Raw genomic sequence first — 12,100 nt, 5'->3', positions numbered from 1 at the left:
CGGATGAAGCAGGATAATCTACGCCCCGTCAAAATTCCGGCAGCTGAAGCCCGGCAGTTGACCCGCTGGGAGCTGCCCCTGATGGACGCTGGTGTTGTGGATCAGGCATTTCAGACAGTCAGTCCGGCATCTCAGGTCACCGTTGTTGAAGAAGAAATTGAAGTCGAGAAGTTAACCTTGGCGGAAATTGAGCAGATACGTGAAGATGCAGCCAAAGAGGGCTTCGCTCAGGGGCGAGAGGAAGGTTTTGCTCAGGGACTGGCTGCTGGCGAACGGCAGGGTTATGAGCAGGGGCTGGAATCAGGCCTGGCTGAAATACAGCGTCAGCAGGCCTTGCTGATGGGCGTGTGTCAGGCGCTGGCCAATCCGGTCGCCGCTCAGGAGCAGGAACTTGAAAAATTATTGACAGGCCTGGTGCAAGGGTTTGCTCGCGCAGTGATTGATGCAGAGCTGCAAAGCAATCCTGAGCCAATATGTCAGGCGGTGCGTGCGGCTCTGGCAGAGCTGCCGGGTGCTACACTGGTGTGCGATCTGCGCGTAAATCCGGCAGATCTGCCGGTACTGCAGGCATTGTCCGGACTGGAGGGTGTACGCTTTATCGAGGATCCCTCAATCGAACAGGGTGGATGCAGTGTGACCACGGATAACACCCGAATTGATCATCGTGTATCGACACGCTTTCAGCAGATTACGGAGCAACTGGCTGCTGCATTAGGTCAATCTTCCGCATCTGTTTCCGGAGAGTGAAGCGCCATGGCGTTATTTCAGAATCACTCACATCTTAGCGATCCCGATCTGTTTGTGCCTGCCAAACCACTGGTGAGTGGGCGTATTACCCGTCTGATTGGCCTGACCCTGGAAGCCGTTGGTTTGAAGGTGGCGTTGGGCGATTATTGCCGCATCGCGGTTGCAGAGGGGCAGCTGGCTGAGGCTGAGGTGGTCGGTTTTTCCGGTGACCGGATTTATCTGATGCCACTGCACAGTGTGGAAGGTTTGCAGCCGGGTGCGCGGGTGACACCTCAGCAGAGTGCCAGTCAGGTTCCGGTTGGCTTTGGGCTGCTGGGACGAGTCATTAATGGTATCGGCCAGCCAATTGATGGGCGAGGTCCGCTGGACGCGGAGCGCTTTGTGTCTCTGCAGGGTGAAACGATCAATCCCTTGGCACGCCATCCGATAGATACACCTCTGGACGTGGGTATTCGTTCGATCAATGGATTGTTGACGGTTGGTTGTGGTCAGCGGTTGGGCTTGTTTGCCGGTAGTGGCGTGGGTAAGTCGGTACTGCTGGGGATGATGACACGTAATACTGAAGCAGATATCACTGTGGTTGGCTTGATCGGTGAACGAGGCCGTGAAGTTCGGGAGTTTATTGATCACAGTCTGGGTGCTGCGGGAATGGCTCGTTCAGTGGTGGTGGCCTCTCCGGCAGATGATTCTCCGTTAATGCGTTTGAGAGCGGCTGAGCTGACAACGCGTATTGCGGAGTATTTCCGTGCTCAGGGCAAGCGTGTCTTGCTGTTGATGGACTCGCTGACCCGCTATGCCCAGGCGCAACGTGAAATCGCCTTGGCTGTGGGGGAGCCGCCGGCAACTAAAGGTTATCCACCGTCGGTATTTGCGCGTTTGCCGCGGCTGGTGGAGCGTGCCGGTAATGCTCAGTCGGGTGAAGGGTCTATTACGGCCTTTTATACAGTTCTGACAGAAGGGGATGATCAGCAGGACCCTATCGCGGATGCTGCACGAGCCATTCTGGATGGGCATATTGTGCTGTCACGCAGTCTGGCGGAGCAGGGACACTATCCTGCCGTCGATATTGAAGCATCAATCAGTCGAGTCATGCCGCAAGTCGTTGCCCCGGAGCACCTGGCCAAGGCGCTGGAATTCAAGCGAATGTTTTCGCGCTATCAGCAAAACGCAGATCTGATAAGTGTGGGAGCCTATGCGCGTGGCAGTGATCCACTGACTGACCGGGCCATTGAAATGTTGCCGGTATTGCAGGCATATCTGCAGCAGGGTATGGCTGAATCGTTTGATCAGCAGCGTTCGATTCAGGAACTGATCATGTTGATGAGCATGCCGCCAACTCCCAGTGCGCCTCAGCAGGGAATGCGTGGGCAGGTTTCTCAGGCTGACCGGCGATGAGTGTTCGTCGATCAAAGCGTTTGGAGGTGGTACTGGGGTTGGCACAAAAGCAGCGTGATGCAGCGGACCGGTATCTTGCCGAAAGTCGTCAGCGCCTGCAGCAAGCTGAAACGCAGCAGGTGCAGTTGCAAAACTATATGCTCGAGTATCAGCAGCAGTTTACCCAAGCCGGACAGCAGGGGATGACAACCGATCGTTTACGGCAGCATCAGGCATTTATTGGTCGTCTGGAGCAAGCACTGCGTCAACAGCAGGAAACAATTCGAGTCGCGCGTCAGCAACTGGAGCAGGTGACGCAATACTGGCAAAGTGTTTACGCACGCTTCAAGGGAATCGAGAAGTTAACCGAGAAAGTACGTCAGGGAGAGCAGTTGGCACAGGATAAGCGTGAACAGCAGCAAATCGATGAGCGCTCACAGCGTTTCAGAGGTTCGGGTCTGTAACTTGGCCGGGGTCGGCTGCTATCAAACTGGCGCGATAATTGCATTCTTGAAGTAGCGTTGGCTGAGAGTGAGCTGAGCGTTGTTTGGACTTTGACTTCAGGAGCTGAGTATGTCCTCCCCAACTTCTACAATCCAGTTATTGGGCGGTTTGCTGTCCCTGGCCCCCGGTGCTGCGGGTCATGGCCTTGCGCCTGCAGGAATACACCCGGTACCGTCTTCATCAGGTGATTTTCATGCGCTGTGGACAGGCATGACCCGAATGCCTGAAACATCGATGCCGCAGACACCTGTTTCAACATCTCAGCGGCAAGCCGATGTCGATTTGTCAGGGTTGGGCGGCAGTGATTTGCCGTCTCTTGAGCCAGAACAGGTGCTGAAGCAGCTGGAGCGTCTTCTGTTGCAGTCCGAAGGCGATTCGGTGGAACGCCTGGAGAATGCTCTGGATCTGTTGCGTCAGACTCTGCAGAGTTTGTTGCCTTCAAGTTCGGCAGAGAGTGGTGTGGAAACAGCAGATTCAGCGCCTCAAATACCGAGTGATGATGAGTTGCGTGCTTTTATACAGTGGCTGTATTCAACGCCTGAAGCGCGCCCTGTTGATACTGATACAGCCCGTCCAGCGACTGATGAAAAGCAGTCGGTTGATCTCTCTCTTGAAAAGCTTCTGGTTGACTATCTGGAACGCAAGGTGCCTCTGGATGCAGAAAGTCAGGAAGATAACACCCGGCAGGCTGAGCGTGAACTTTACGTACGCCAACTCTGGATTGAGTTAGAAGCTGCACGGGCCCATCAGGCTGCAATTGAAAAGCAAGCGGCAAGAGTTACTGCCACTTCAGCTGATGATACGTCTCCGTTTATTCCGGCTCAGCAAGCGTTTTCCGAAACAGCGGATGCTGAATTGCAGAACTCCGCACCTTCAGCGTTAAACCAGGCACCTGAAGATGCTGATGCGGTGCCAGTCAGCGTTCGAAATGATGTTGTTGCTGGAGAGGCTTCAGAGGAGGTGCAATTGCCGGAGCAGGGGATCTCGGCAGAAAGCACGCCAGCTCGTGGTGCTGAGAGATCAGTTGATGTGTTACCGCCTGTACGTGAATCCCGTGATGGCATGAGAGAGGAGCGATCTGCGGAGCGTACAACTGAGCGCAATGCATATATACCGCCGGCCGCAAAAGAGCCGGGCTCTGAGCGAGTATCGGCAGAGCCCCTGCCAGATGCCCGCCGCGTTGCTGTGGAAAGCAGCCCTGGGAATGCAGCTTCAGTAACCTCGCGGGGCGCTACGATAGATGAGCCTGCTGCTGAGCTGAATCGCCGTCAGGAAGCAACGGTAACACAGAACCTGTCTGAAACAGCTCGCGTGCAAACGCCTGCACCCAACAGTGCGACGGCGGTTGCACAAGCGCACAATTCTCAGGATGCATTAATGCAGAAAATGCTGAATCCAGCCTGGAGCCGTGCACTGGGTGAGCGGGCTGTGATGATGGCACAGCAGGGGCCGCGCATTGCCGAGGTACGTCTAGACCCTCCAGAGCTGGGCTCATTACGCATTCGGGTACAGATACATGGAAATGATCAGGTATCTCTGTCATTTAACGCCCCGAATGCTGCCGTACGTGAAGTGCTGGAGCAGAGTCTGCCGAGGTTGCGTGAGATGTTTAATGAGCAGGGAATGAATCTGGCAGATGCGTCGGTCTCTGATCAGTCTGCACAGGAACATTCCGACAGGACCCAGCGCGATGAGCGCGGTACAGGTGCCGCTTCAGCACGTGAAGAGTTTGGTGAATTGCCTGCCAGCCGTCAGGTGCTGCGGAAAGTCGGAATCATTGATTATTATGCATGAAGCTGTTCCCCTGTCCTGAGCACGCTGTGGTATATTTAGCCATCATTCAAATGTGACGGCTAAAAAGGGGCGATGCATGGCTGAAGAAGATGCTCGTAGTGAGGGTGGTGAAGCGGCACCCAAGGGCGGTAAGAAAAAGCTGATCATCATTGCAGCAGCTGTACTCCTGGTGCTTCTGATTGGTGGCGGTGCTGCATTCTTTTTTCTCTCGGGCGGAGATGACGAGTCGGCCCGCTCATCTGCACCTGTCCAGAGGGAAGCGATCTACGTCAAGATTCGTACCCTTGAAGGGCGTCCCATGTTTGTTGCCTCTCTGGAGAATCCGGATGGCAACCGTCACTTTATGCAAATTTATGCCGAGGCTAAAACCCGTGATCCAGCAGTTGAGGCGGTGTTGAACCAGCATATGCCACTGATCGTGGCGCGCCTGAATACACTGTTTACCACAGCCGATCCCAGAGCATTACGCAGTGTCGATGGCATCAGGACCTTGCAGCGGGATGCCACCGAATTGGTTAATCGATTGATCCAGGACAGAGGTGGTGAGCCAGGTGTCGAAATTGTACTGTTTACCAATTTTGTAATGCAGTGAAGGAGCGCTGAGTATGTCGGTCAAAGATCTACTGTCGCAAGATGAAATCGATGCTTTGTTGCATGGTGTCGATGACGGCGATGTGGACACTACTGACGATGCAGATGAGGATGATGGCAGTGGTGTGCGTCCTTATGATTTGGCCAGTCAGGAGCGTATTGTCCGTGGCCGAATGCCGACTCTGGAGATGGTTAATGAGCGCTTTGCCCGACTGGCGCGTGTAACGCTGTTTAACCTGTTGCGTCGTACGGCTGATGTTACTGTGGGCGGGGTACAGGTGATGAAGTATGGAGACTACATCCATACTCTCTATGTACCCACCAGTATGTCGCTGATGAAAGTACATCCCTGGCGCGGTACAGGCTTGCTGATTATTGATGCCAAGCTGGTGTTCAAACTGGTGGACCAGTATTTTGGTGGTGATGGCCGCCATGCCAAAATTGAAGGGCGTGACTTCACGCCAACTGAAACCCGGCTGGTGCACAAAACAGTGAGTGAGCTGTTTCGCGACCTGAAGGATGCCTGGAAGCCTGTCGCTGATCTGTCTTTTGAGCAGGTTTCGCATGAACTCAACCCTGCTATGGCAAATGTTGTCGGGCCGAGTGAAGTGGTGATTGTCAGTACCTTCCAGGTTGATCTGGAGGGGGGGAATGGCGATTTCCACGTCACCCTGCCTTACGCCATGGTTGAGCCGATTCGTGATCAGTTGACCTCCTCTTATCAAAACAGCGAACATGAAACTGATGAGCGCTGGCTGAACTCTCTGCGTAAGGATATTGTCAGTGCCCGTTTGAACCTGGACCTGCTGGTTGCCGAACGAGAGATGACATTACGTGATGTGGTGGCGTTGGAAAAAGGTGATGTGATCCCGGTAGATATTGACGAGCACTTGACGCTGAGCGCCAATGGTTTGCCAATGTATACCTGCCAACTCGGTGCATCGCGTGGTAATCTTGCAGTAAAAATTGTCGAAACTATTCAGCATGATCATGACTGATGTGATGGTCTGGAGATAGCGTTTGTGAGTGAAGACGATAACAATGTAGACCAGCAAGCCTTGGCTGATGAATGGGCTGCCGCCATGGAAGAACAGGTCAGCAGCGCCGAGGCAGAGAACCTTTCTGTAGGCGCTGCTGCCAAAACGGTTGAACTGTCTGAGCTGGAAGATGACTCTACACCGGTCAGTGATCCAAAGCTGGACGTTATTCTGGATATTCCAGTGAAGCTGACCGTTGAGGTCGGTGGCACCGAGATTGCCATTCGTAATCTGTTGCAGTTGAGCCAGGGCTCTGTTCTGGAGCTGAGCCGGGTTGCAGGTGAACCTTTGGATGTCAAAGTGAATGGTACGCTGATTGCGCATGGTGAAGTGGTGGTGGTTAATGACCATTACGGCATTCGCTTAACCGACGTAATCAGTCCACAGGAACGTATTTGGCGACTTAAATAGTGATCTACCGTGGCCTGCTGCTATTGTGTTTGTTCAGCTCTGCTGCCTGGGGTGAGGAGCGTCGGGTATCTGTATCCGCTTACCGCAGTGCTGATCCGCTGAGTCTGGAGTCAGTGCTACAGCTTTTGCTGGGTCTGGGTCTGGTGCTCGGCACTATTTTTCTGATTGCCTGGCTGCTGCGTCGTGTTACCTTGATCCCCGGGCAGCATCGCAAGCTCAAAGTGATAGCGGCGTTGTCGTTAGGTCAGCGTGAGCGTGCCGTGCTGGTACAGGTAGGGGAGCAGCAGGTACTGCTGGGTGTGGCACAGGGGCAAGTCACTTTGCTAAAAAGCTTTGAGCAGCCTGTCATACAGCCGGAAGCGCCGGCAGAGACCGCCTTTTCACGTACGCTGGGTCAGTATTTACACAAGCGGAATAACAATGATGCGTTATAGTGCGCTGCTATTGCTGTTGTTTTTACCTGGCGTGGCATACGCTGACGTGGGGATTCCCGCTGTAAGTCTGACAGTGGATGACGCCGGAAATACCGAGTACTCGATCACTCTGCAGATTCTTGCGTTAATGACATTGCTGACATTCTTGCCAGCAATGTTGATGATGATGACGTCCTTTACTCGAATTATCATCGTATTTGCGATCTTGCGTCAGGCTCTGGGTTTGCAGCAGACACCGTCGAATCAGGTCATGGTCGGTTTGGCACTGTTTCTGACCTTTTTTATTATGGCACCAGTCTTCGATCAGGTGAATGAGTCAGCCCTTCAGCCCTATATGGCTGAGGAAATGACCAGCCTGGAAGCGCTTGAGGCGGCCTCCAGGCCTTTTCATCAGTTCATGATTCGTAATACACGTGAAAGTGATCTCGACCTGTTTATGCGTATTTCAGATACACCTCGGGTTGAAACTGAAGCGGATGTTCCCTTTCGGGTGCTTGTCCCTGCCTTTGTTGTCAGTGAGCTGAAAACTGCTTTTCAGATAGGCTTCATGCTGTTTATTCCCTTCCTGGTGATAGACTTGGTGGTAGCCAGTGTACTCATGGCGATGGGTATGATGATGTTGTCACCAGTGATTGTCTCTCTGCCCTTTAAAATCATGTTGTTTGTTCTGGCTGATGGCTGGGCGATGGTGGTAGGAACGCTGGCCGCGAGTTTTGGAATCTAGTCAGGGGGATTACGATGGCGCTGACTGAAACGGTACTGGATCTGTATGGCGGTGCTTTTTGGCTGATTATCAAGTTCGTCACCATTATTGTCGGGCCTGCCTTGATTGTCGGATTGATGATTTCCGTATTTCAGGCAGCCACCCAGATCAATGAGCAAACACTGAGTTTTTTACCACGCTTAATCGTCAGCTTATTGGCGCTTATGTATAGTGGTCCCTGGATTGTGATGCAGATCCTAGATTTGTTTAACTTTCTGTTTATGAACATTCCCCTGATGATAGGTTGAGCCGGTGTTTGTCTCGCTCGCCGATCTTGAGTACTGGGTAGGTGCCTTCCTGTTGCCCTTTTTTCGGATAGGGGCGTTTTTTATGGCGGTCCCGATTATAGGTACGCAGATGGTGCCTATGCGTGTCCGCCTGAGCCTTGCGCTGGCTTTTACCTTGCTGCTGCTGCCCGTATTACCTGAAATGCCGGTATTTGAAGGCTTGTCTTTGAGTACCTGGCTGGTCATTCTGAATCAGATCATGATCGGTACCTTGCTGGGATTTGCTTTACAGTTTCTGTTTCAAAGCTTTATCGCCGGTGCCCAGATGATTGCGATGCAGTCGGGTCTGGGGTTTGCATCCATGACTGATCCCAGTACCGGTGTGCAGATTGTAGTGGTCGCGCAATTTTACTCGATGATGGCGATGCTGCTGTTTTTGGCAATGAATGGTCATCTGGTGATGATGGAGATTCTGGCGCAGAGCTTTCATGTATTGCCGATAGGTATGATTGGTTTGGGCACTGATGTGTTTATCCGGGTTGTGCTGTCAGTGAGTTGGTTGTTTTCAGCGGCGCTGCTGATGGCGCTTCCTGCAATTACAGCGCTTCTGATTATTAACCTGTCATTCGGTATTATGACCAAGGCTGCACCGCAGTTGAATATCTTTGCGATCGGTTTTCCATTTACGATGTTAATGGGATTGATTATGCATTGGATCAATCTGCCCATTTTTTACGATCATTATGTGCGTATGTCTCATTATGTGCTGGGTTTTGTTGAAGGTTTGCTGCCTCCACTGAGCGGGTGAGTCATGGCTGAAGATACTGGTCAGGAAAAATCACAAGAACCTACCCAGAAGCGTATCCAGGATGCGCGGAAAAAGGGTGATATCGCGCGCTCCAAAGAGCTGACCACGCTGGCGCTGTTGATGGCATCGGCTGCCTCTGCATTGCTGTTTGGCAGTGCCATAGGTGAAGTCATGTTAGGGCTGTTCAGCTTCAATTTTGACTTGCGCCGTGACGAGATTATAGATCCGGCCTATATGGGCTACCACCTGTTTCGATCGCTGTTTGATGCCTTTCTCAGCCTGTGGGGCTTCTTTCTGTTAGTCACGCTTGCGACAATTTTTTCAGCCACGGCATTGGGGGGCTGGAACTTCAGTGGTGAATCGTTGCAGCCCAAAGGCAGTCGTCTCGACCCTATTGCCGGTATCAAGCGGATGTTTTCATTAAAGTCGCTGGTGGAATTGTTTAAGGCGATCGGTAAAGTGGTGATAGTGGGTTCTGTTGCAATTCTGGCTATTTATCTGCTGCGCCCGGAGCTGCTCGGCATGACTGCGGAGGCGGTTAATCCTGCCGTACTTCATGCCCTGACGATTATCGCCTGGGCATTTCTGGTTATCAGTGCTGCGATGATTTTTATTGTGTTGATCGATGTGCCTTTTCAGCTGTACGACTATAACAAAAAGCTGAAAATGACCCTTCAGGAAGTAAAGGACGAAATGAAAAGCACCGAAGGTAAGCCTGAGGTGAAGAGCAAAATTCGTCAGCTGCAGTATGAAATGTCTCAGCGTAAAATGATGAAAGAAGTGCCTACGGCGGATGTTGTCATCACCAACCCGACCCATTATGCGGTAGCGATTCGTTATGATCAGAGTCGCAGCGATGCACCCGTTATTGTGGCGAAAGGCGTTGATTTTATGGCCTTAAAAATCCGTGAGGTGGCTGAAGAGTATCAGGTGGAAATTCTTGAAGCACCATCACTGGCGCGAGCTCTTTACTATGCAGCAGAGATAAATGAAGAGGTGCCTTCCGGACTCTATACTGCAGTGGCGCAGGTGTTGGCCTATGTCTTTCAACTGCGCGATGGGCAGTCACAGCGGGGAGCCTTGCGTCCCCCTTCCGATCATGAGCTGGATATTCCAGATTCACTTCGCCGGGATGAGTAACTGGCGCAATTCTTGCTTTAAATACTTATGGATAAAGAGGTGTCATTAACTTGACGTATTCGCTAGAATGTCCGGGTATTTATTGATTTTGATGATCAATACAGCATTTTTTTGACGTTTATTTGACGGTAGGTGACGTGGATAGAGCAGCCATACTTCAGGGTGCCAAAAGTATCAGTCGAGGGAATCTGGGGATTCCATTGCTGTTGCTGGTGGTGCTGGCTATGGTCACCTTGCCGATGCCCACCTTCCTGCTGGACGTTTTCTTTACCTTCAATATAGCCTTGTCTATTGTGGTGTTGCTGGTGTGTATCTATGCCTTGCGTCCACTGGACTTTGCTGTATTTCCGACGATTTTGCTTGCGGCAACGTTGCTGCGTCTGGCGTTGAATGTCGCATCGACCCGTGTTGTGCTGTTGAATGGCCATGAGGGCGGCGATGCGGCTGGTCAGGTAATCCAGGCATTTGGTGAGGTGGTTGTCGGCGGCAATTATGTCGTTGGTATCGTGGTGTTCATGATTCTGGTCATTATCAACTTTGTCGTAGTGACCAAGGGCGCCGGGCGTATTTCTGAAGTCAGTGCCCGCTTTACGCTGGATGCCATGCCGGGTAAACAGATGGCCATTGATGCCGATGTGAATGCCGGGTTGATCTCCCAGGATGAAGCGCGTGCCCGGCGTCAGGAAGTGACTCAGGAAGCTGATTTCTATGGAGCCATGGATGGTGCGTCAAAGTTTGTCCGTGGTGATGCCGTCGCCGGCATTCTGATTCTGGTGATTAACCTGTTGGGTGGGCTGGGAATCGGGATGCTGCAGCATGGGCTGGATTTTGATACGGCGATGCGTAACTACTCGTTGCTGACCATTGGTGACGGACTGGTTGCGCAGTTGCCTTCACTGCTGTTGTCTACAGCGGCTGCCGTCATGGTGACGCGAGCCAACTCTTCGGAAGCTATGGGCAGTCAGGTATTCAGTCAGATGTTTGGCTCACCGCGTGCATTGTTTGTTGCAGCGGGTGTCATTTTCCTGATGGGTATTGTCCCGGGTATGCCGCATTTTGCATTTCTTTCACTGGCTGGTGCTGCTGCAGGCGCGGGCTGGCTGATCCTGCGTCGGCAGCAGCAACTGACAGCAGAGCAGCAGGGCCAGCCGGATGAGCCTGCAGAGTCGGATCAGCCTGAAGAGCGGCGCGATCTTGACTGGGATGATGTGATGCCGGTTGATATGGTAGGACTCGAGGTCGGATACCGTCTGATTCCCATGGTTGACAAGATGCAGGGTGGACAGTTGCTGGGTCGGATCAAAGGGGTGCGTAAAAAGCTATCGCAAGACCTTGGATTTTTGGTGCCTTCGGTGCATATTCGTGACAATCTTGACTTAATGCCAGGTGCATATCGAATTACCCTGATGGGGGTGATTAGTGGTGAAGGAGATGTATATCCGGACCGCGAGCTGGCCATTAATCCAGGTCAGGTGTTTGGGACCCTTAAGGGGGTTGCCGTAAAGGACCCCGCCTTTGGTCTGGATGCGGTGTGGATTGAGAAAGGCCAGAAGGAGCATGCCCAGACGCTGGGTTATACTGTAGTGGATGCCAGTACTGTCGTTGCGACACACTTGAACCAGATCTTGCAAAACCATGCGCATGCCTTGCTGGGGCATGAAGAAGTGCAGCAACTGCTGGATATGCTGACCAAGACATCACCCAAGCTGGTTGAAGAGCTGGTACCTAAAAAACTGTCGATCAGTGTGTTGTTGAAAGTGTTGCAGAATCTGCTGATGGAACAGGTGTCGCTCAAAGACTTTCGTTCCATTGCAGAGGCACTGGCAGAAGCGGTCGATCGTACTCAGGATCCTTTGTCGTTGACCGCTGCAGTACGTGTGGCACTGTCACGCTTGATTGTGCAGAGTATTAACGGGTCTGATCCCGAGTTGCCGGTGATTACACTGGAGCCTGCTCTTGAGCAGATGTTGCTGAACTCCATGCAGCAGGGCGGAGCAAGTGATGAAACACTGGTGCTTGAGCCTGGCATGGCAGAGCGGTTGCAGACATCACTGGGTCAGGCAGCTCAGCAGCAAGAGATGTCGGGGAAACCCTCTGTGCTATTGGTCGCTGCGCCAATCAGGCCGTTGATGGCAAGGTTTGTTCGTTATGGTCAGCACCAGGTGCATGTATTGTCTTATCAGGAAATTCCGGAAAACAAGCGCGTAACAATCGTGGCGACAGTCGGAGGTGGAAATGCCTAAGCAGATGCTGGCGTTTGACGGAGCGCC

13 protein-coding genes are annotated in these 12,100 nt (G+C 52.5%); all 13 read left to right on the top strand.

Annotated elements, in window-relative coordinates:
• Nucleotides 1-3: 3 nt before the first annotated feature.
• The 13 genes from ADINL_RS09350 to flhA all read left to right on the top strand — a co-directional run bounded on the left by ADINL_RS09350 (nucleotide 4) and on the right by flhA (nucleotide 12,073).
• The gene (locus ADINL_RS09350; RefSeq protein WP_036546952.1) at nucleotides 4-747 is read left to right on the top strand and encodes a flagellar assembly protein FliH; all 744 of its coding nucleotides are present in this window, start codon (nucleotides 4-6) and stop codon (nucleotides 745-747) included.
• Nucleotides 748-753: 6 nt separating this feature from the next.
• Nucleotides 754-2,142 carry a flagellar protein export ATPase FliI gene (gene fliI / locus ADINL_RS09345; RefSeq protein ID WP_051632695.1) on the top strand — a complete coding sequence of 463 codons (1,389 nt, stop codon included), beginning with the start codon at nucleotides 754-756 and terminating at the stop codon, nucleotides 2,140-2,142.
• Entirely contained in the window at nucleotides 2,139-2,585 is a 447-nt protein-coding gene (fliJ, locus tag ADINL_RS09340; RefSeq protein WP_036546949.1) for a flagellar export protein FliJ, read from the top strand. The genes fliI and fliJ overlap by 4 nt, the downstream gene beginning before the upstream one ends.
• Nucleotides 2,586-2,694: 109 nt before the next feature.
• Nucleotides 2,695-4,419: a flagellar hook-length control protein FliK gene (locus ADINL_RS15970; RefSeq protein WP_051632694.1), complete on the top strand. Its 1,725-nt coding sequence runs from the start codon at nucleotides 2,695-2,697 to the stop codon at nucleotides 4,417-4,419.
• 76 nt (nucleotides 4,420-4,495) lie between these two features.
• Complete coding sequence (locus tag ADINL_RS09330; protein ID WP_036546947.1) at nucleotides 4,496-5,011, top strand: flagellar basal body-associated FliL family protein; 516 nt, start codon at nucleotides 4,496-4,498, stop codon at nucleotides 5,009-5,011.
• 13 nt (nucleotides 5,012-5,024) lie between these two features.
• Entirely contained in the window at nucleotides 5,025-6,008 is a 984-nt protein-coding gene (gene fliM / locus ADINL_RS09325) for a flagellar motor switch protein FliM (RefSeq protein ID WP_036546945.1), read from the top strand.
• Nucleotides 6,009-6,023: 15 nt separating this feature from the next.
• On the top strand, nucleotides 6,024-6,458 hold the full coding sequence (gene fliN / locus ADINL_RS09320) for a flagellar motor switch protein FliN (protein ID WP_409673302.1): 435 nt from the start codon (nucleotides 6,024-6,026) through the stop codon (nucleotides 6,456-6,458).
• The gene (gene fliO, locus ADINL_RS09315) at nucleotides 6,458-6,892 is read left to right on the top strand and encodes a flagellar biosynthetic protein FliO (RefSeq protein ID WP_051632693.1); all 435 of its coding nucleotides are present in this window, start codon (nucleotides 6,458-6,460) and stop codon (nucleotides 6,890-6,892) included. Before fliN ends, fliO begins: the two co-directional genes overlap by 1 nt.
• Nucleotides 6,879-7,616 (top strand): flagellar type III secretion system pore protein FliP, encoded by a 738-nt coding sequence (gene fliP / locus ADINL_RS09310; protein ID WP_036546939.1) that lies wholly within the window; start codon nucleotides 6,879-6,881, stop codon nucleotides 7,614-7,616. The genes fliO and fliP overlap by 14 nt, the downstream gene beginning before the upstream one ends.
• A gap of 14 nt (nucleotides 7,617-7,630) precedes the next feature.
• Nucleotides 7,631-7,903, top strand: coding sequence for a flagellar biosynthetic protein FliQ (locus tag ADINL_RS09305; protein WP_036546935.1), 273 nt, complete (start codon nucleotides 7,631-7,633; stop codon nucleotides 7,901-7,903).
• 4 nt (nucleotides 7,904-7,907) lie between these two features.
• Entirely contained in the window at nucleotides 7,908-8,690 is a 783-nt protein-coding gene (fliR, locus tag ADINL_RS09300; RefSeq protein WP_036546933.1) for a flagellar biosynthetic protein FliR, read from the top strand.
• A 3-nt stretch (nucleotides 8,691-8,693) separates the two neighbouring features.
• On the top strand, nucleotides 8,694-9,830 hold the full coding sequence (gene flhB / locus ADINL_RS09295) for a flagellar biosynthesis protein FlhB (protein WP_036546930.1): 1,137 nt from the start codon (nucleotides 8,694-8,696) through the stop codon (nucleotides 9,828-9,830).
• 137 nt (nucleotides 9,831-9,967) lie between these two features.
• Nucleotides 9,968-12,073: a flagellar biosynthesis protein FlhA gene (gene flhA / locus ADINL_RS09290; RefSeq protein ID WP_036546929.1), complete on the top strand. Its 2,106-nt coding sequence runs from the start codon at nucleotides 9,968-9,970 to the stop codon at nucleotides 12,071-12,073.
• Nucleotides 12,074-12,100 lie beyond the last annotated feature (27 nt).

It is taken from the genome of Nitrincola lacisaponensis (assembly GCF_000691225.1).
GTDB lineage: Bacteria > Pseudomonadota > Gammaproteobacteria > Pseudomonadales > Balneatricaceae > Nitrincola > Nitrincola lacisaponensis.
This window is presented reverse-complemented; position numbering and strand designations above follow the sequence as displayed.

Bases quoted from the DNA above. Each gene is read 5' to 3' on its own strand.
- ADINL_RS09350 (WP_036546952.1), top strand. From the start codon at position 4: ATGAAGCAGGATAATCTACGCCCCGTCAAAATTCCGGCAGCTGAAGCC.
- fliI (WP_051632695.1), top strand. From the start codon at position 754: ATGGCGTTATTTCAGAATCACTCACATCTTAGCGATCCCGATCTGTTT.
- fliJ (WP_036546949.1), top strand. From the start codon at position 2,139: ATGAGTGTTCGTCGATCAAAGCGTTTGGAGGTGGTACTGGGGTTGGCA.
- ADINL_RS15970 (WP_051632694.1), top strand. From the start codon at position 2,695: ATGTCCTCCCCAACTTCTACAATCCAGTTATTGGGCGGTTTGCTGTCC.
- ADINL_RS09330 (WP_036546947.1), top strand. From the start codon at position 4,496: ATGGCTGAAGAAGATGCTCGTAGTGAGGGTGGTGAAGCGGCACCCAAG.
- fliM (WP_036546945.1), top strand. From the start codon at position 5,025: ATGTCGGTCAAAGATCTACTGTCGCAAGATGAAATCGATGCTTTGTTG.
- fliP (WP_036546939.1), top strand. From the start codon at position 6,879: ATGATGCGTTATAGTGCGCTGCTATTGCTGTTGTTTTTACCTGGCGTG.
- ADINL_RS09305 (WP_036546935.1), top strand. From the start codon at position 7,631: ATGGCGCTGACTGAAACGGTACTGGATCTGTATGGCGGTGCTTTTTGG.
- flhB (WP_036546930.1), top strand. From the start codon at position 8,694: ATGGCTGAAGATACTGGTCAGGAAAAATCACAAGAACCTACCCAGAAG.